Source organism: Kitasatospora sp. A2-31, assembly GCF_022288725.1.
Taxonomy (GTDB): Bacteria; Actinomycetota; Actinomycetes; order Streptomycetales; family Streptomycetaceae; genus Kitasatospora.
Genome location: NZ_JAKNTA010000003.1, coordinates 268,361 through 287,406, shown reverse-complemented (window position 1 = coordinate 287,406; position 19,046 = coordinate 268,361). Strand labels below are relative to the sequence as shown.

The following is a 19,046-nucleotide window of genomic DNA, read 5'->3' as shown; positions in this document are numbered from 1 at the left end:
CGGCGCGGTGCGACCGGTAGCGTATCCGCAAGCAGCGGGTGTGCCCGTTGCCGCCCGCGGGGCGCCGCAGGGTCCTGACCGCGAGAACCACCCGGGGCCGGGCCGGCGTCGCTCAAGGCGTGCGGGGACACCTACGTCACAACCTCACCGGCGGGTGAGGGAGAGGGTCGGAACTATGGAAGAGCCTCGTCGCCTAGGCGGCAGGTACGAGCTCGGCGGCGTCCTCGGGCGCGGCGGCATGGCCGAGGTGTACCTCGCCCATGACACCCGGCTCGGCCGTTCCGTCGCAGTGAAGACGCTCCGGGCCGACATGGCCCGCGACCCGTCCTTCCAGGCCCGCTTCCGTCGTGAGGCGCAGTCCGCGGCATCCCTGAACCACCCCGCGATCGTCGCCGTGTACGACACCGGCGAGGACTACATCGACGGCATCTCGATCCCGTACATCGTGATGGAGTACGTCGAGGGCTCGACCCTGCGCGAGCTGCTGCACTCCGGGCGCCGGCTGCTGCCGGAGCGGGCGCTGGAGATGACCATCGGCATTCTGCAGGCCCTGGAGTACTCGCACCGGGCCGGCATCGTGCACCGGGACATCAAGCCCGCCAACGTCATGCTGACCCGGCAGGGCAACGTCAAGGTCATGGACTTCGGCATCGCCCGGGCGATGGGTGACGCCGGGATGACCATGACGCAGACCTCGGCCGTCATCGGCACCGCCCAGTACCTCTCCCCCGAGCAGGCCAAGGGCGAGCAGGTCGACGCCCGCTCCGACCTCTACTCCACCGGCTGCCTGCTGTACGAGCTGCTGACCGTGCGCCCGCCCTTCGTCGGCGACTCGCCGGTGGCCGTGGCGTACCAGCACGTCCGGGAGGAGCCGCAGCCGCCGTCCGTCTTCGATCCCGAGGTGCGCCCCGAGGTCGACGCGATCGTCCTGAAGGCGCTCGCCAAGGAGCGCGACTACCGCTACCAGACCGCCGACGAGATGCGCGACGACATCGAGCGCTTCCTCGACGGCCTGCCGGTGGCCGCCGCCCAGCAGGCCGCCGCCTACGGCATGGGCGGTGCGGCCGGGTACGGCTACGACCAGAACGGCTACCCGCAGCAGCACGACCCGTACGGCCAGACCAACGTGCTGCCGCAGCAGCCCGGCGGCGGTCCGACCACGGTGCTGCCGCAGGCCGGCGGCCAGCCCGGCTACGGCCAGCAGCCCGGCTACTCCGACGACGGCTACGGCCAGACCTATGCGGGCGGCCCGGGTGGCGGGGGCGAGGACGGCTACGGCCGCGCCGCCCGGCGCGGCGAGGAGCCGCCGAAGAAGAGCAACACCTCCTGGATCGTCCTGGCGGTGGCCGCCGTGCTGGTCCTGGTCGGCACCTTCTTCGTCGCCCAGGCGATGTTCAGCGACAAGAAGGACGACAAGAAGGACGCGGTCAAGGTCAGCGCGCCGAACCTGGTGGGCAGGACGCTGGCGGAAGCCAAGACCGCCGGCCAGCAGGCCAAGCTGGTGGTGACCGAGGGCGAGAAGATCGCCTGCCCGGACACCAACATCAAGAAGGACCAGATCTGCGTCCAGAGCCCGGCGGCCGGCCAGCAGGTCGCCGAAGCCGGGACCATCACGGTGCAGCTCTCCTCCGGCCCGGCCAAGGCCACCATGCCGACCGTGACCGGCAAGACCAAGGAGCAGGCCACCAAGGCGCTCACCGACGCGGGCTTCACCAACATCGCGCAGCCGGAGTACAAGGACGACGACAACGCTCCGCAGGAGACCGTCCTCGCCCAGGACCCGGCCGCCGGCGCGCCCGCCGACCCGAGCGCCCCGGTGAAGCTGACCGTCTCGCAGGGCAAGGCCAAGATCTCCGTGCCGAACGTGGTCGGCCAGCAGAAGGAGGCCGCGCAGGCCGCGCTGGAGACCGCCGGCTTCCAGGTCGACGCGTCGAAGACCACACCGACCAACGACCCGAGCAAGATCAACACTGTCGCCTCGCAGCAGCCGGCGGGCGGCAAGGTCCCGGCCAACACGAAGATCGTGCTGACCGTCTTCAAGGCGCCGGACAAGGTCACCGTCCCGCCGCTGCAGAACGTCACGGTCAAGGAGGCCACCAAGCAGCTCCAGGCGCTCGGCCTCGGCTACACGCTGCTCGGCCCGCAGGACCCGAACGCACTGGTGACGGGCTCGATGCCGGGTGCCGGCTCCCAGGTGGACCCGAACACCTCGGTGACCCTGATGACGAGGGCGCCCGAGCCGACCAAAGGGGGCAACGACGGTCCCAACCCCTCGCCCTCCAACACCAAAGGGGGCAACCCCTAATCCGTGGTTCCCGTGGCTCTGAGCCGGTGAGGCTCCGGACCCGGCCCGAGGGGCCCGTCGAAGCGGTTCACACCGCTGCGACGGGCCCCTCGGGCGTAACCCGGACGTTCCCCGGGGCGGCCTCCGCCGGCTCCGGCCGTCCCGGCCGGGGTCCGGACGAGGTCCGGACGAGTTCCGGACGAGGTCCGGAGGGGATGTCCGGGGCCCGGACGGGGCCGAACGGGCACGGGACGGCCCCGAGAAGGGCTGGAGGGCCCGCCCCAGGGCCTGGCGGGGCCGCTGGGCCTGATGGGGTCCCCCGGGGACCGGACGGCCGCCCTGGGCCCGCCGGTAGCCCCGGCTCGGCGGATGAAGGGAGCGCGGGCGGGAGCCGGGCCGGCGAGAGGTCCTGCCGGTGGCCGTGGCGGGACCGACCGTTCGCGCCGCGCCCGGCGGGAACCGTCGGGCTCGCGCTAGGAGTGGCGCAGCTCGGGCGGTGGGGTGCGCCCGGCGTCCACGTCGTCCACCCGGACCAGGCTGCCCCAGACCGCCATCCGGTAGCGCGAGGTGTAGACCGGCGTGCAGGTGGTCAGCGTGATGTAGCGGCCGGGGGACTGGTAGCCGGAACCCTTCGGGACGGGCGCGACGATGCCGGTGTCGTACTTGGACGTCTCGGCCAGCGTGCTGTCGACCCGGTAGACGTACCACTTGTCCTTGGTCTCGACGACGATCGCGTCGCCCTTCTGCACCGCGTCCAGGTCGTGGAACTTCGCCCCGTGGCCGTCCCGGTGCGCGGCCAGCGCGAAGTTGCCCGCGGCGTCCCACGGCATCGCCGCGCGGTACGGCTGCTCGTACACCCCGGCGACGCCCTCGGCCAGGGTGTCCGGGTCGGTGCCCATGCGGATCAGCACCTGGTAGTCCCGGCCCATCGCCGGGACGTGCAGGAAGCCCACCCCGTCACCCGCCGCGTAGGCCGGGCCGGACGCGCCGGGGGACGGCGTGGCCGCCGGGCCGCCGGGGGGAGCGCTCGGGCCGGCCGCCCAGGAGTCGCGCAGCCGGTCGGAGGCCCGGGCCGCCGCGGCGTCGGCCTCGACGTTGGTCCACCAGAGGGAGTAGGCGACGAAGAGACCGAGGACCAGCCCCAGGGTGATCAGCAGCTCGCCGACGAACCCGACCACGGCCAGCACCGCGCCGCGCCCGCGGCGCGCGGGCTCGGGCCGCGGGAAGGCCTCGTCCGCCGTGGGCTCCGCCGTCTCGTCCTGCTGCTGCACTGCTGCTCCCCCTCGTGGCCTGTCCACACCGTCCGACGGCGGCGCCGCGTGCCCGCCCGGCCCGACGCCGTCCGACCGCCCGGGCCGGTTGCCCGGACCCTGCTGCCGGTCGGCCGTCAGCCGGCCGTGAGCGCGGGCGGCTTGCCCTGGCTGCGCGGCCGCTCCTCGATCATCTTCCCAAAGAGGATCAAGCGCGCCTTCGAGCTGAACTCCGGCGTGCAGGTGGTCAGCGTGATGTACCGGCCGGGCTGGGTGAACCCGGAGCCGTTGGGCACCGGCTTGATCACGCTCACGTTCGACGGCGGGGTCTCCGGGATGCCCCCGGTGACCTCGTACGTGTAGTACGAGGTCGCGGTCTCCACCACGATCTTGTCGCCCTTGCCGAGCTGGTTGATGTGCCGGAACGGCTCGCCGTGGGTGTTGCGGTGCGCGGCCAGCGCGAAGTTCCCCTGCTTGTCGGCCGGCATGCCGGTGCCGGTGTAGTGGCCGACCAGGCCCTTGTCGAGCACCGAGGTCTTGGCGGTGCCCTCGGCGATCGGGAACTTCAGGCCCAGCTTCGGCAGGTGGATGATCGCGAAGCCCTTGCCCGGCTCGAAGGTCTCCGGCTTGGCCGGGTCCGGCGCCGGCTGCCCGGACGCCCCGGGCGCCGGCTGGGCCGAGTCGAACTGCTGCTCCAGCTGGTTGCGGGCGCCGTCGGCGGCCGCATCGGCCTGCACGTTGGTCCACCAGAGCTGGTACGACACGAACAGCAGCATCACCACGCCGAGCGTGATGCAGAACTCACCCACGAACCGGGCGCCGACGACGAGCGCCGACTCCTTGGGCCGCGCCCCCCGCTCCCCCGCCGCCGCGCGACCGTTCGCCCGGCGGCGTCCGCTGCCCGAGCGCACCGACATCCGGCCCTGCGCGGCCCGGCGGCGCTCGGCGCGGCCGCCGGTCGGCGGCTCGTCCACGGCCGGCGGCGGCACGCGCAGCTGGATGGTCCGGTCGGCCGGCCAGGAGGCGTCCGGCTGCTCCGCGGCCGCGGCGGTGTCGTCCGGGCCCGCCCGGAGCGGCTGCTCGGCCTGCTCGTAGACGCCCCAGCCGTCGTCGGCGCCGCGGCCCGGCCGCTGCGCGGCCTGCCCCTGCTGGACGGGCCCGGTCGGCTGCTCCTGCTGGGCCGGATAGCCGGCGTACTGCTCCTGGTACTGGTACTGGCCGTGCTGCAGGTACGCGTTGTCCGCGGCGTGCCGGCCCTGCCGGTGCTCCTGCTGCTGCGGGTGGCCGCCGTCCTGGGCACCCCGGGCGGACCGGGCACCCTGAGCGGACCGGCCCTCGTGCACGGCCTGGCCGTACTGGCCGTACTGGTCGTACTGGTCGTACTCACCGGGCTGCCCGGCCTGGCCGTACGCCCCGTCCCTGCCGTACCCCCCGCCGCCCAGTGGGTCCGCCCCCGGCTGGAAGCGCCCCTCCGGACGCACCGCGGTCACCTCGCTCAGCCCCGGCCGATCACCGGGGCGAGCCCGGCCGAACGGCCGACGGCCTGCGGATCACCGCACTCGGCCAGCCAGTTGGCGAGCATCCGGTGCCCGCCCTCGGTGAGCACCGACTCGGGGTGGAACTGCACGCCCTCGACCAGCAGCTCGCGGTGGCTAAGCCCCATGATCACGCCGCTCTCGGTCCGGGCGGTGACCACCAGCTCCTCGGGCACGGTCGCCGGCTCGACCGCCAGCGAGTGGTAGCGGGTGGCGGTCAGCGGGGAGGGCAGGCCCTCGAAGACCCCGCCGTCCTCGTGCTCCACCAGCGAGGTCTTGCCGTGCAGCAGCTCGGGCGCCCGGCCGACCACCGCGCCGTACGCGACCGCGATCGACTGCAGGCCGAGGCAGACGCCGAAGACCGGCAGCCCGATCCGCGCGCAGTGGTGCACCATCTCGATGCAGACCCCGGCCTCCTCGGGCGCACCCGGACCGGGGGAGAGCAGCACTCCGTCGAAGCCCGTGCCGCCGTCACGGCGCACCGCGTGCTCGACCGTCACCTCGTCGTTGCGCACCACCTCGCAGGTGGCGCCCAGCTGGTACAGGTACTGGACCAGGTTGAAGACGAAGCTGTCGTAGTTGTCGACGACCAGGATGCGGGGCGGGCCGGGCTGGGAGCTCATGAGCGTGCGGTCTCCGTGGGGTGCGGGGCTGGAGGGAGGAACGGGGCCGACGGATCAGCCCGCGGCGCCTTCGCCGCCGTCCACTGTGACGTCGCCGAAGGGGAGGAGCGGTTCCGCCCACGGGAAGACGTACGTGAACAGGAGGTAGACCACGCCCAGTACGAGGAGCAGCGAGATGAGGGCCCGGACCAGGGTGTTCCCCGGGAGGTGACGCCAGATCCAGCCGTACATGGTGCTCCCTCTACGTGACGGACTGGGGTAAGAGTAGACCGGCGGTCGCGGGCCGTGGGGCGGGCTTCCCCCTTCCGGCGTCCTGATCCGCCCCGATCCGACCCGATCCGTCGCGCATCGTCGGACGCGCCCGGCACGCCCTACGGCTGCCCGCCCGCCGAGCGCAGGTCGGCCGTGCCGGAGTAGCCGGGCACCGTGAGGTCGCCGCTCTCCTGCACCTTCCAGCCCAGCCCGTACGCCTGGACGTACTGCAGGTAGTTGCGGATCGTCGGATCGGCCTCCACGGCCGACCGCAGTGCGTCGGTCCGGCCGACCGCCTTGACCACGTAGGGCGGCGAGTAGACCCGGCCCTGCAGCAGCAGGGTGTTCCCGACGCAGCGGACGGCGCTGGTGGAGATCAGCCGCTGGTCCATCACCTGGACGCCCTCGGCGCCGCCGCGCCAGAGCGCGTTCACCACGGCCTGGATGTCCTGCTGGTGGATGACCAGGTCGTTGACGCCGGGCTCGGGGACCCCGGGGATGCGCGCGGTGGCGTTCGGCGGGGCGTCGTTGAGGGTGACGGTCAGGCCGGGGCCCTGCAGCGGCTCCAGCGCGGCGGCGTCCCGGAGGGCGTCCTGCCGCGCGGTGTCGGCGGGGTTGCCGCCCTGCTGCTCGGTGAGCTCCTGCGAGCGGGCCTGGAGGTCGGCGAGCTGCGCCTGGGCCTGCTGGTTCTGGGAGCTGCGTTGACGTATCACGTCGCTGAGGCTGAGCAGCGAGTTGTCGGTGCGCAGGTCGGTGCCGCGGGCGGTCTGCGCGCTGACGTAGAAGAGCAGACCGGCGAGGGCGAAGACGGCGCAGGTCAGGGCACGGCCGACAATTCGGGTGCCGGTGGCAGGGGTGCGGGACGGCTGAGGGGGAATCGACAAATTAGGCACCGTACCCTTATCTACTTCAGACCCGCCGAGCCACTACGCTAACGGACGCCGGTGGCATGTGCGGGGGCGGACCCCATAGCGTTCTCCACGACCGCCGCCGGCCGCCGCACCCCGCTGAACCCCTGCGCGGTCTCACAGCGCATCGACAGGAGAGCCCCTCGTGCCGAAGTCTCGACTCCGCAAGAAGTCCGACTACACCCCGCCGGTCACGGCCGCGGTGAAGATCAGTTCGGGCCGCGGCTGGGTTGCCCCGTTGATGCTGGCCCTGTTCCTGGTCGGCCTGGTGTGGATCGTCACCTACTACGTGACCAGTGGCAGCTGGCCGGTCGAGAGCTGGCACAACTGGAACATCCTGGTGGGCTTCGGCTTCATCGCGGCGGGGTTCGGCGTCTCCACCCAGTGGAAGTGACGCCGGGGCTCCACCCCTGAGCGCATTCGGCCGCCCCGGAGGGTTCTCCCCCCGGGGCGGCGCTCCGCCGTGTCCGGGCGCGGCTGCCGGTCCGCCGCGGACCGGAACCGCCCGTTATGCGTGGATATCGCCGGCCGGTTATCCCGCTATCCCGCTTATCCACACGGTTATCCACACTGGGGAAAAGTCGCCGCGGCCTGTGGATAACTTGCGCCCCGGGCGCTTTCCACACCCTCGCGCGCCGTCCCCCGAATGCCGAATACGCACAGCGGGACACGCGTAGAACGGCGGTCCGCAGGCGGTTACCCCAACCGGCTGTGCACAGCACCCCACCCGCTGTGGACAAACGTCCGAGGCTCAGCCGCCGTAGCGGGCCATCCCCACCAGGACCATCAGCAGCACCAGGCCGGCCATCCCCGCCACCGTCAGCGACTGCACCAGCGTCCGGTGCTCCCGCGGGGCGTACATCAGCCCGACCGCGGTCAGCGCCCCGGCCACCAGTCCGCCGACGTGCGCGCGCCAGTCGATGCCGGCCACCGAGAACGTGATGACCAGGTTGAACACCAGCAGCGCGACCACCGGGCCGAGCGGCGTCCTGGTCCGCTTGAACATCACCACGGTGGCGCCGAGCAGGCCGAAGAGGGCGCCGGAGGCCCCCAGCGAGTTCATGAAGTCGCCGGCCACCAGGAACGCGAACGCGCTGCCGGCCAGGCCGGACAGCAGGTAGACGGCGAGGAAGCGGATCCGGCCGAGCGCCGCCTCCAGCGAGGGGCCGATCACCCAGAGCATCACCATGTTGGTGCCGATGTGCCAGAGCTGGACGTGCAGGAAGGTCGCGGTCAGCAGCCGGTACCACTGGTCGGGGCCCGCCGCGACGCCGTACGGGTAGCCGGTGATCTGCGGACCGACGCTGAACAGCGAGAGGTCCTCGGCCAGCCAGGGCTTGAGCACGTAGGCGGCGAGGAGGAAGACCACCAGGTTGATGCCGATCAGGGCCTTGGTGACCAGTGCGCCGTCCGCGGTCAGCTGCCCGCCGAACCGGGTGGTCGCCTTCCGCACCTCGCGGCCGGCGCCCTGGACGCACTCCGGGCAGTGGAAGCCCACCGACGCGCTCACCATGCACTGCGGACAGATCGGCCGGCCGCACCGGGAGCAGCCGATGCCGGTTTCCCGGTCCGGGTGCCGGTAGCAGCGCGCCGGGCCGGCCCCGCCGTCCGGCCGCGGGGTGTGGTCCGTCGGCGGCCTGGGCTCGTCCGGGAGCATCAGCGGTTTCCCCTTCTCGCACGGTCTCGCACAGATCCGCTCGGTCCCGCGCGCCTGCATCGCGATCACGGCGGCGCTCCGCCGAACGGGAGACCACCGGGATCGCCAGCGTACTGCGGCGCGATCGGCGGCGGGGGCGCCCCGCCCGGCCTGCTCCCCGCCCCGCCGCAATCGCTTCCGCACCACCCGCGGCCCCGCGGACGGCCCACTCCCGCGTGCTGTTGGACAAATCAGGATGCATGATCAGCATTCAGGTGGGATATGTGCATAAAGGACGCCACCAGGAGGAGAGACTCGTGACCCGTTTGGACACAGCTCGTGAGACGGCCGGCAGGACCCGGGACACCCTCGCGCCCTACGCCGTCACCGCCAAGGAGACCGCGGTGCACTTCGCGGACGGCGCGCGGCAGCGCCTGGGCCCCACCGTGGAGGCCCTGGGCCCGAAGGCCGCCCATGCCGCCCAAAGCGCCCGCGTCCAGTACGACAAGCACATCGCCCCCCAGCTCGGTCACGCGTTCGCCAGCCTGCCGCCGGACGCCCAGCAGAACGTCCTGAAGACCCTGCACCGCGCCCAGGAGGCCGCACTGGCGGCGAAGCTCAACGCGGCCCGCGCCACCGAGCAGGCCCGCTCCACCGTCGGCCCGCGGATCGCCCAGGCGGTCGACGACGCCCGCTCCGCCGTCGTGCCGGTCGCCCAGGAGGCGCAGACCCGCGGCGCCGCCGCGGTGGCCGCCCTGCAGGGCCACGTGACCGCCGCCGAGATCAACGAACTCGCCGCCAAGAACGCCCGGAGGGAGCACCGCAGCGCCTGGGCCACCGGCCTGGCCGTGGCGGGCGCCGTCGCGATCGGCAGCGGCATCGTGGCCTGGCAGTGGTGGCGCCACCACAGCAATCCCGAGTGGCTGGTGGAGCCCCCGGCCGAGACCTCCGCCCCGCCCCGCCCCACCGGAGCCCACGCCACCGGCCCGGGCGGCCCGGGCGACGCCGGCGGCTCGGTGAACGGCTCCCCGGCCGGTTCCGCCCCCGAGACGGCGGGCGAGGAGACCGCGGGCGGCGAGGCTGCTCCCGGACCGGAGGCCGGCACCACCGCCCCCAAGCCGGGACCGCCGCCCGGCAAGCCCGCCCCGGACGACGACCGACCCAAGCCGCACGACCCGCGCAAGCCGCACTGACCGGTCCGCCCGCCCCGGGCGCACCCGGCACGCAGAACGGCGATCGGCCGCTGACCCGGATTCAGGTCAGCGGCCGATCGCCGTTCGAACTGTGGAGCTTAGGAGACTCGAACTCCTGACATCTGCCTTGCAAAGGCAGCGCTCTACCAACTGAGCTAAAGCCCCGGGGCGGCACCACGCGTACCGCCGGGCACTAGCGTACCGGGTTCCGGCGGAATTCCCACGCCCGATCCGGCATCTGCCGCCCGGACGGCGCGCGGGAACCCGGTGGACCGGCCGCTCGACCGGCCCACCGGGCCCGGGAGACGCCGTGCGGCGCCTCCGAAGATCGTCGATCGTCAGATCGTCCGGGGGCCTCAGCGACCGGCCGGAACCGGGTCGGTGGCCTCGGTCCACAGGTCCTGCTCGGCGCGGTCCGCCTGGACCTGACGGTAGACAAAGAAGCCGCCGAGGGCGACCAGGGCGACCAGGAGAAGCTTCTTCACCGCGGGACCTCGTCCTTCTTGCGTAGCGGACTCAGCAGCCGTGCTCCGGCCGGATTGGCCGGGCCGACGAGTCCATGAATTGTTTCGAGCACAAACGGGCTGCCGGGTGCCAGACTGCCCTTGCGGCCGATGATACACACCGGTGTCCCAATCGTGACCAGCCCACCGCTGCCTCCAACCAAGCCGTCCGGTCGAAGGATTGACGCCACACCTTCTGTCGTACGGTCGGCCCGGTTCGGACCGGGCGGCCGGAGCTCCCGGGCCGGTCACGGCCCCGGGCGCAGCACGACGGCCTTTCCGGCCGCGAACTGTGCGTGCAGCTGCTCGAAGCCGGTCGCCGAGATCCGCCCCTCCCGGCCGGTCCCCGCCAGGGGAGGAATCGGGACGTCCGCGCCCGCAGTGCCGGCCGGTCGACGAAGGCCGGCGCGACCGGCGCGCAGACCAGGCCGGGAACGCTCACCGCCCGGAAGACCGCCGTCACACCACCGCTTCTCCGCCGGTGCCCCCACTTCCACGACCCCCGGGCGACGGGCAGGGTCCCGCCGGCGGGCGCCGGGAACGCCGAAGGGCCCGGAACGATATCGCTCCGGGCCCTTCGCGGTGGTGGGCCTAACAGGACTTGAACCTGTGGCCTCTTCCTTATCAGGGAAGCGCTCTAACCGTCTGAGCTATAGGCCCTTGCCGCACTGAAAGATTAGCGGACCGACGGCCGATCTCCAAAATCCGAATCGGCCGGGGCGGCGGCGGGGCCCTGCTGGTGGGGCGTGGTGGCGGAGCGCCGCAGCAGCCACTCCTCGCGGCTGGCGGGCAGCTGGGAGGCACCGTCGGGACCGGTCCGGACGGCGAGGACCTGGTTCACCCCGATCCGGTTCTCCTCGAAGGCGAGCGCGGAGGCCGCCATGTAGAGCCGCCAGACCCGGGCCCGGCCGCGGCCGACCAGCCGGACCGCCTCCGTCCAGTGCGCCTCCAGGTTGGCCACCCACTCGCGCAGGGTCAGCCCGTAGTGCTCGCGCAGCGACTCGACGTCGCGGACCTCGAACCCCGCCTCCTCCAGCCTGGCCACCGTGGAACCGACCGGGGAGAGCTCGCCGTCCGGGAAGACGTAGCGGTCGATGAACGGGCTGGGGCTGTACGCCTCGCCGGGGCGCGAGGGGCGGCGGGCGATCTGGTGGTTGAGCAGCCGGCCGCCGGGCGCCAGCAGCCGGTACAGGCCCTCGGCGTAGACCCGGTACTGCTCGGTGCCGACGTGCTCGGCCATCCCGACGCTGGAGATCGCGTCGAACGGGCCGTCCTGGACCTCCCGGTAGTCCTGGAGCCGGATCTCCACCCGGTCGGCCAGCCCGGCCGCCGCGACCCGCTCGCGGGCCAGCGCGACCTGCTCGGCCGAGATCGAGACGCCGACCGCCGTGACGCCGTAGTGCCGGGCCGCGTGCAGCACCAGCGAGCCCCAGCCGCAGCCGACGTCCAGCAGGCGCATGCCGGGCCGCAGGCCCAGCTTGCGGCAGATCAGGTCGAGCTTGGCCTCCTGGGCGGCCTCCAGGCTCTTGGCCGCGGGCTCCCAGTAGGCGCAGGAGTACACCATCGACGGACCCAGGACGAAGCCGTAGAAGTCGTTCCCGACGTCGTAGTGGTGGCTGATGGCCGCGCGGTCGCGGCTGCGGCTGTGCCGCCGCCCCGGGGCCGTCCTGACCTCCTCGGCCGGCGGGACCGGGTCCGGGCCCAGCGCGCCGGCGCGCAGCAGGGCCTTCAGCGCCCGCCGGCCCCGGGGGCCGACGACGTCCGCCGGGCCCAGCCGGAGCCGGCGGATCTCCGGGCGCTCGGCGAAGTGCGCGACGGCCGTCAGCACCTCGTACAGGTCGGTGTCGGCGGCCAGTTCGAGGTCCCCGGAGACGTAGGCCCGGGCCAGGCCCAGCTCGCCCGGCTGCCAGAGCAGGCGGCGCAGCGCGCGGCGGTTGCGCAGCACCAGGGTCGGTGCCCCGGGCGGGCCGGCCACGCTGCCGTCCCACGCCTGTACCCGCAGCGGCACCGGGACCCCCAGGAGGCCTTCCAGGGCCTCGACCAGTTGCCTTGCGAGCTGAGCCATCGCGCGCCTCCGTCCAGCCGTACCAGCACAGCCGTACCTGCCCCGGCCCGGCGGACCGGAGCGGCCCGCGGCAGTCGGAAGCTCGGAACGAGCGCACCCAGCTAATCCCACCGCGGCGGGGGCCGATCCGGGCGGCGCGCCGCGGGGGCCGGCTGTCACCCGAATGCCGACGGGCCCCGCAGGCTGCAACAGCCTGCGGGGCCCGCCCATTCCGTCCGGGGACGGAGAACTGACCAGGGGTCAGCCGCCCGTCGGGGCGGCCGGAGCCGGTCGTGCGGTGGCCGGGGTCAGTCCTCCTCGGCCAGGGTCAGCTCGATGCCGCCGGTGAAGCCGGCCGCCGCGTTGTAGATGAACGCCGAGAGCGTGGACAGCGCGGTCAGCAGCACGATGTCGACGACCGCGATCAGCGAGGTGAAGGTCATCACCTTGCCGAAGCCGACGTAGTCCATCAGGTTGACGCCGCTGTTCGGGGCCTCGCCGGCGGTGACCTCCAGGAGGGTCTTGCTCAGCGAGTCGAAGACGCCGAGCGAGTCCAGCGTCATCCACAGCACCGCGGCCGCCACGATGATGATGATGCCGACCGCCACCGAGAGCAGGAAGCTGACCTTCATCACCGACCACGGGTCGGCCTTGGTCACCCGCAGCCGGGCCTTGCGGGTCCGGCCGAGGCCCACGCCGCCGGAGCTCGGCGCAGGCCGCCGCGCGGCGCCGCCCGCGACGGGCGTGCCGCCGGGCGGCGTGTTGCCGCTCACCCGGGTGCCGCGGGCCGGCGTCGGCTGGCCCTTCGCGTACGTGGTCGGCTGCGAGAAGCCGCCCGTGCCCGGCGCCGGCGCGCTCGGCGGCGGCGGCGGCGTCGACTGGCCGCCGTAGGTCGCCCCGCCGCCCTGGCCCGCCGCACCGACCGGTGGCATCAGCGAGGTGGACGCGGAGGGGTGCTCGGCCGGGGGCTGCGGCACCCCGTACCCCCCGCCGCCCTGTGCTGCGCCCGGACGGCCGCCGGTGGCTCCTCCCGCAGCACCCGTGGCTCCACTCACCTGGTCCTCCCGCACTTCCCGCCAGGGCGGCGGCGCCGCCCTGCGTCGTCACTCGTCATCCAGCGCCCGGCGGGATTGCCCGGAACTGGTCGGCGGCCGGTACCGGCGCGCCGTTACGGACGCGACGGTACCGGCCTACGGCGTAGCGGTCAGGCCTGGGCCTCTTCGCCGTCCGCCGTCTCCGTACCCTCGGCCACGGGGGACTCGGCGACTGCCACCTCGTCCTCCGCCGACTCCTCGTCCTCGGCCTCCGCTTCGGCGTTGCGGGCCATGCCCACGACCGCGTCGCGCTTTCCGAGGTTGATCAGTTGGACGCCCATGGTGTCACGTCCGGTTTCACGAACCTCGGAAACCCTCGTGCGGATCACCCCGCCCGAGAGGGTGATGGCCATGATCTCGTCGGTGTCGTCGACCACCAGGGCGCCGACCAGCGAGCCCCGGCCCTCGACGATCTTCGCCGCCTTGGTGCCGTAGCCGCCGCGCCCCTGGACACGGTACTCGTCCACGCCGGTGCGCTTGGCGTACCCGCCGTCGGTGGCCGTGAAGACATAGGTACCGGGCCGGACCACGTTCATCGAGAGCAGCTCGTCGTCCTCGCGGAAGGCCATGCCCTTGACGCCGGAGGTGGCGCGGCCGGTGGGCCGCAGCGCCTCGTCGGTGGCGGTGAACCGGATCGACTGGGCCTTCTTGGAGACCAGCAGCAGGTCGTCCTCGGCGGAGACCAGCTCGGCGCCGATCAGCTCGTCGTCCCGGCCCTCCTCGTCCTGCCGCAGGTTGATCGCGATCAGGCCGCCGGAGCGCGGGGAGTCGTAGTCCTTCAGCGGGGACTTCTTCACCAGGCCGGCCCGGGTGGCGAGCACCAGGTAGGGCTTGTCCTCGTAGGTGCGGACCGCCATCACCTGGGCGATGTGCTCCTCCGGCTGGAAGGCCAGCAGGTTGGCCACGTGCTGGCCGCGGGCGTCGCGCCCGGCGTCCGGCAGCTCGTAGCCCTTGGCGCGGTAGACCCGGCCCTTGTTGGTGAAGAACAGGATCCAGTTGTGGGTCGTCGTCACGAAGAAGTGGTCGACGATGTCGTCCTGCTTCAGCTGGGCCCCGCGAACGCCCTTGCCGCCGCGCTTCTGCGAGCGGTAGAGGTCGGAGCGGGTCCGCTTGACGTAGCCGCCACGGGTGATCGTGACGACGATGTCCTCCTCGGCGATGAGGTCCTCGATGGACAGGTCGCCGTCGGACGGGATCAGGGTGGAGCGCCGCTCGTCGCCGTACTTCTCGACGATCGCGGTGAGCTCCTCGGCGATGATCGCGCGCTGGCGCTCCGGGGAGACCAGGATCGCGTTGTACTCGTCGATCTTGCGCTGCAGCTCGTCGTGCTCGTCGGTGATCCGCTGGCGCTCCAGGGCGGCCAGGCGGCGCAGCTGCATCTCCAGGATGGCGTTGGCCTGGAGCTCGTCGATCGAGAGCAGGCCCATCAGGCCGGTGCGGGCGGCGTCGGCGCTCTCCGAGGCCCGGATGAGCGCGATCACCTCGTCGATCACGTCCAGGGCGCGGAGCAGCGCGCGCAGGATGTGCGCCCGCTCCTCGGCCTTGCGCAGCCGGAAGGTGGTGCGGCGGACGATGACCTCGACCTGGTGGTTGACCCAGTGGCGGATGAAGGCGTCCAGCGACAGGGTGCGGGGCACGCCGTCGACCAGGGCCAGCATGTTGGCGCCGAAGTTCGTCTGCAGGTCGGTGTGCTTGTAGAGGTTGTTCAGCACGACCTTGGCGACGGCGTCGCGCTTGAGCACGATCACCAGGCGCTGGCCGGTGCGCGAGGAGGACTCGTCGCGGACGTCGGCGATGCCGGCGATCCTGCCGTCCTTGACCAGGTCGGCGATCTTCAGCGCGAGGTTGTCCGGGTTCACCTGGTACGGCAGCTCGGTGATCACCAGGCACTGGCGGCCCTGGATCTCCTCGACCTCGACCACCGCGCGCATGGTGATCGAGCCGCGCCCGGTGCGGTACGCCTCCTCGATCCCGCGGCGGCCGACGATCAGGGCGCCGGTCGGGAAGTCCGGGCCCTTGATCCGCTCGATCAGGGCCTCCAGCAGCTCCTCGTTGGGGGCGTCCGGGTGCTCCAGCGCCCAGAGCGCACCGGAGGCGACCTCGCGGAGGTTGTGCGGCGGGATGTTGGTGGCCATGCCGACCGCGATGCCGGTGGCACCGTTGATCAGCAGGTTGGGGATGCGCGCCGGCAGGACGGTGGGCTCCTGCGAGCGGCCGTCGTAGTTGGGCGCGAAGTCGACGGTCTCCTCGTCGATGTCGCGCATCATCTCCATGGCCAGCGGCATCATCTTGCACTCGGTGTAGCGCATGGCCGCGGCCGGGTCGTTGCCCGGGGAGCCGAAGTTGCCGTTGCCGTCCACCAGCGGCATCCGCAGCGACCACGGCTGGGCCAGCCGGACCACGGTGTCGTAGATCGAGGTGTCACCGTGCGGGTGGTAGTTGCCCATGACGTCGCCGACGACGCGGGCGCACTTGTAGTAGCCCTTCTCGGGGCGGTACCCGCCGTCGTACATCGCGTAGAGCACGCGGCGGTGCACCGGCTTGAGGCCGTCGCGCACCTCGGGCAGCGCGCGGCTCACGATCACGCTCATCGCGTAGTCGAGGTACGAGCGCTGCATCTCGGTCTCGAGCTCGATCGGCTCGACCCGCATGGCGACCGCGGCGGCGGCCTCGGGGGTCTCGGGCTGCTCGCCTTCGGGACGGTTGTCGTCGACCACTGGTGGTCAGTTTCCTTTCACGCGGACTGGTACGTGCGGGGCCTGCGGGCAGGCGTCGTCACACGTCCAGGAAGCGGACGTCCTTGGCGTTGCGCTGGATGAAGGAACGGCGGGCCTCGACGTCCTCGCCCATCAGGACGGAGAACAGGTCGTCGGCGCGGGCGGCGTCCTCCAGGGTGACCTGGAGCAGCAGGCGGTGGGCCTGGTCCATGGTGGTGACCCGGAGCTCCTCGGCGTTCATCTCGCCGAGACCCTTGAACCGCTGGATCGCGTCGTCCTTCGGCAGCCGGCGCCCGGCGGCCACGCCGGCCGCGATCACGGCGTCGCGCTCGCGGTCGGAGTAGACGTACTCGAAGTCGTCCTTGCCCCACTTGATCTTGTACAGCGGCGGCATGGCCAGGTAGACGTACCCGGCCTCGACCAGCGGCCGCATGAAGCGGAACAGCAGGGTGAGCAGCAGGGTGCGGATGTGCTGTCCGTCGACGTCGGCGTCCGCCATCAGGACGATCTTGTGATAGCGGAGCTTGGACTCGTCGTAGTCCTCCTGGATGCCGCAGCCGAAGGCCGAGATCAGCGCCTGGACCTCGGTGTTCTGCAGGACCTTGTCGATCCGGGCCTTCTCGACGTTCAGGATCTTGCCGCGGATCGGCAGGATGGCCTGGGTGCGCGGGTCGCGGCCCTGCTTGGCGGAGCCGCCGGCGGAGTCACCCTCGACGATGAAGATCTCGCACTCGGCCGGGTCCTTGGACTGGCAGTCGCTCAGCTTGCCCGGCAGCGAGGCGGACTCCAGCAGGCCCTTGCGGCGGGTGAGGTCGCGGGCCTTGCGGGCGGCGACGCGCGCGGTGGCGGCCTGGATGGACTTGCGGATGATGTCCGCGGCCTCGTTGGGGTTGCGGTCCAGCCAGTCGTTCAGGTGCTCGTGCACCACCTTCTGGACGAAGGTCTTCGCCTCGGTGTTGCCGAGCTTGTCCTTGGTCTGGCCCTCGAACTGCGGCTCGCCGAGCTTGACCGAGATGATCGCGGTCAGGCCCTCGCGGATGTCCTCGCCGGAGAGGTTGTCGTCCTTCTCGCGGAGCAGCTTCTTGTCCCGCGCGTAGCGGTTGACCAGACCGGTCAGCGCGGCGCGGAAGCCCTCCTCGTGGGTACCGCCGCCGTGCGTGTGGATGGTGTTGGCGAAGCTGTAGACGCTCTCGGTGTAGGAGGAGTTCCACTGCATCGCGATCTCCACCGAGATCGACTTGTCCTTGTCCTCCGCCTCGAAGTCGATGACCGAGGGGTGGATCACCTCGCCCTTGCGGGAGTTGAGGTGGGTGACGAAGTCGGCGATGCCGCCGTCGTACTTGTAGGTGACGGAGAGCGGGTTGCCCTCCTCGTCGGCGTGCTCCGGGCGCTCGTCGGTCAGCGCGATGGTCAGGCCCTTGTTGAGGAACGCCATCTCCTGGAACCGCCGGGAGAGCGTCTCGAAGGAGTAGACCGTGGTCTCGAAGATGTCCGGGTCGGCCCAGAAGGTCACGCTGGTACCGGTCCGGTCGGTGGCCTCGTTCTTGGCCAGCGGCGCGGTCGGCGCGCCCATCTTGTAGTCCTGCGTCCAGCGGTGGCCCTCGGTGTGGATCTCCACCGCGAGCCGGGTGGAGAGCGCGTTCACCACCGAGACGCCGACGCCGTGCAGACCGCCGGAGACCGCGTACCCGCCGCCGCCGAACTTGCCGCCCGCGTGCAGGACGGTGAGCACGACCTCGACGGCCGGCTTCTCCTGCCCGGGGACGATGCCGACCGGGATGCCGCGGCCGTTGTCGACCACCCGTACGCCGCCGTCCGCGAGGATCGTGACGTCGATGGTGTCCGCGTGCCCGGCCATGGCCTCGTCGACGGAGTTGTCCACGACCTCCTGCACCAGGTGGTGCAGGCCACGCTCACCGGTCGAGCCGATGTACATGCCGGGACGCTTGCGGACGGCGTCGAGGCCCTCCAGCACCTGGATGTTGCTGGCGTTGTAGGACTTCTCGCCCTGGTCGGTCTGGTCTGGGGTCTGGCTGGGGTTGCCGGAATCGGCCACGAAGCGCCCTCTCTGGCACAGCACGGGCCGCATTCCCGCCCCGTGTGGGCGGGCGTGCGACCACGGCGTTTCGACTCGGTTGCCACTAGCAACAGTGTTTGGCTCTCAGTCTACCGGTACGACTGACAGAGATGGGCGTTTGGCAGCCCCTGAGGGCAGATATGCCGCCCTGAATCCCCTCTGCACATGTCCCGATACTCGACCCGGGGGCCCAGGGCGCCTGGAAGGGCCGTCAGCGGTTCCGGAGGGTTCCGGTCCGCTCGCCGCCCGGCCGGCTCCGCTCAGCCCCAGGTGTCACCCGGGCCCTTGCTCCCCGGCGCGCGCAGCCGGCCGTAGCCGCGGACCGGCGCCGCCGGGCCCAGCACCTTGATGGTCCGCACCGTGCCGTGCCCCAGCTCGTGATTCAGACGGGCCACCAACTGCCTTGCCAACCAGCGGAGTTGGGTGGCCCACGCGGTGGAGTCGCACTGCACGGTGAGCACGGCTGCGGTCTCGTCGTACGAGGTGGGCGAGCAGTGCGCGGCGATGTCCGGGCCGACGATCTGCGGCCAGCGGCCCATCACCCCGCCGACCGCCGCCGAGGACTCCCAGCCGCGCTCGGTCAGCAGCCGGTTCAGCGCGGCGCCCAGCGGCACCGGGTCACGGCCGTCCGACCGCGCCCCGCTGCGCAGACCGGTCCGCTTCGCCTCGCGCTTCTCCCGGACCTGCTCGCCGCGCTGTCGCGCCTGCGCCCGGGCCGCCCGCAGCGCCGAGCGGGCCAGGTCGGCCCCGGTCGGCTCGGCGGCGCCCGGCTGCGGGGGCTGCTCGGCCGGCTCGCTCACGGCGATCTCCTATCCCCAGGCTGTGGACAACGGTGAGCCGTCCAGCGTACGGGAGCGGACGGATGGCGGGCGGCCCGGGCGCGAGCGGGGCACGGGCGGAGCCGGTGTGGAAGGGGTGTGGGAAGGAGGG

General features: G+C 72.4%; 15 protein-coding genes and 2 tRNA genes. 3 read left to right on the top strand and 14 right to left on the bottom strand.

The window, feature by feature from the left end; genetic code table 11:
- Nucleotides 1-175: 175 nt before the first annotated feature.
- Complete coding sequence (gene pknB, locus MCM47_RS10055; RefSeq protein ID WP_238860509.1) at nucleotides 176-2,305, top strand: Stk1 family PASTA domain-containing Ser/Thr kinase; 2,130 nt, start codon at nucleotides 176-178, stop codon at nucleotides 2,303-2,305.
- Between the two features lie 452 nt (nucleotides 2,306-2,757).
- On the opposite strand, the gene MCM47_RS10050 is transcribed toward pknB, so the two are convergent.
- The 5 genes from MCM47_RS10050 to MCM47_RS10030 form a co-directional block, all read right to left on the bottom strand.
- Entirely contained in the window at nucleotides 2,758-3,555 is a 798-nt protein-coding gene (locus tag MCM47_RS10050) for a class E sortase (RefSeq protein WP_374209107.1), read from the bottom strand.
- A gap of 116 nt (nucleotides 3,556-3,671) precedes the next feature.
- Nucleotides 3,672-5,015, bottom strand: a complete 1,344-nt coding sequence (locus MCM47_RS10045) for a class E sortase (protein WP_238860507.1) — start codon at nucleotides 5,013-5,015, stop codon at nucleotides 3,672-3,674.
- Nucleotides 5,016-5,029: 14 nt separating this feature from the next.
- Entirely contained in the window at nucleotides 5,030-5,692 is a 663-nt protein-coding gene (locus MCM47_RS10040; RefSeq protein ID WP_238860505.1) for an aminodeoxychorismate/anthranilate synthase component II, read from the bottom strand.
- A 54-nt stretch (nucleotides 5,693-5,746) separates the two neighbouring features.
- Entirely contained in the window at nucleotides 5,747-5,923 is a 177-nt protein-coding gene (locus MCM47_RS10035) for a hypothetical protein (RefSeq protein WP_238860502.1), read from the bottom strand.
- A 140-nt stretch (nucleotides 5,924-6,063) separates the two neighbouring features.
- Nucleotides 6,064-6,822 carry a DUF881 domain-containing protein gene (locus MCM47_RS10030; protein WP_238861380.1) on the bottom strand — a complete coding sequence of 253 codons (759 nt, stop codon included), beginning with the start codon at nucleotides 6,820-6,822 and terminating at the stop codon, nucleotides 6,064-6,066.
- A gap of 175 nt (nucleotides 6,823-6,997) precedes the next feature.
- Between MCM47_RS10030 and crgA the strand changes: the two genes are divergently transcribed.
- Nucleotides 6,998-7,246 (top strand): cell division protein CrgA, encoded by a 249-nt coding sequence (crgA, locus tag MCM47_RS10025; RefSeq protein WP_238860500.1) that lies wholly within the window; start codon nucleotides 6,998-7,000, stop codon nucleotides 7,244-7,246.
- A gap of 357 nt (nucleotides 7,247-7,603) precedes the next feature.
- Here crgA and MCM47_RS10020 read toward each other — a convergent pair whose 3' ends face one another.
- A complete protein-coding gene (locus MCM47_RS10020) occupies nucleotides 7,604-8,509 on the bottom strand; it encodes a rhomboid family intramembrane serine protease (protein WP_238860498.1) in 906 nt (301 codons plus the stop codon).
- A gap of 296 nt (nucleotides 8,510-8,805) precedes the next feature.
- On the opposite strand from MCM47_RS10020, the gene MCM47_RS10015 reads away from it, so the two are divergent.
- Complete coding sequence (locus tag MCM47_RS10015; protein ID WP_238860496.1) at nucleotides 8,806-9,681, top strand: DUF5324 family protein; 876 nt, start codon at nucleotides 8,806-8,808, stop codon at nucleotides 9,679-9,681.
- Between the two features lie 92 nt (nucleotides 9,682-9,773).
- Here the strand turns inward: MCM47_RS10015 and MCM47_RS10010 are convergent.
- The 8 genes from MCM47_RS10010 to MCM47_RS09975 form a co-directional block, all read right to left on the bottom strand.
- Nucleotides 9,774-9,846: transfer RNA gene (locus MCM47_RS10010), tRNA-Ala, on the bottom strand.
- 191 nt (nucleotides 9,847-10,037) lie between these two features.
- Nucleotides 10,038-10,166 carry a DLW-39 family protein gene (locus MCM47_RS10005; RefSeq protein WP_014137031.1) on the bottom strand — a complete coding sequence of 43 codons (129 nt, stop codon included), beginning with the start codon at nucleotides 10,164-10,166 and terminating at the stop codon, nucleotides 10,038-10,040.
- Between the two features lie 601 nt (nucleotides 10,167-10,767).
- A tRNA-Ile gene (locus tag MCM47_RS10000) sits at nucleotides 10,768-10,844 on the bottom strand.
- Nucleotides 10,845-10,860: 16 nt separating this feature from the next.
- Nucleotides 10,861-12,249 carry a cyclopropane-fatty-acyl-phospholipid synthase family protein gene (locus MCM47_RS09995; protein ID WP_238860494.1) on the bottom strand — a complete coding sequence of 463 codons (1,389 nt, stop codon included), beginning with the start codon at nucleotides 12,247-12,249 and terminating at the stop codon, nucleotides 10,861-10,863.
- 287 nt (nucleotides 12,250-12,536) lie between these two features.
- A complete protein-coding gene (locus MCM47_RS09990) occupies nucleotides 12,537-13,205 on the bottom strand; it encodes a DUF3566 domain-containing protein (RefSeq protein ID WP_238860492.1) in 669 nt (222 codons plus the stop codon).
- Nucleotides 13,206-13,432: 227 nt separating this feature from the next.
- Nucleotides 13,433-15,973 carry a DNA gyrase subunit A gene (gene gyrA, locus MCM47_RS09985; RefSeq protein WP_238861378.1) on the bottom strand — a complete coding sequence of 847 codons (2,541 nt, stop codon included), beginning with the start codon at nucleotides 15,971-15,973 and terminating at the stop codon, nucleotides 13,433-13,435.
- Between the two features lie 124 nt (nucleotides 15,974-16,097).
- A complete protein-coding gene (gyrB, locus tag MCM47_RS09980) occupies nucleotides 16,098-18,119 on the bottom strand; it encodes a DNA topoisomerase (ATP-hydrolyzing) subunit B (RefSeq protein WP_238860490.1) in 2,022 nt (673 codons plus the stop codon).
- 257 nt (nucleotides 18,120-18,376) lie between these two features.
- A complete protein-coding gene (locus MCM47_RS09975) occupies nucleotides 18,377-18,916 on the bottom strand; it encodes a DUF721 domain-containing protein (RefSeq protein ID WP_238860488.1) in 540 nt (179 codons plus the stop codon).
- Nucleotides 18,917-19,046 lie beyond the last annotated feature (130 nt).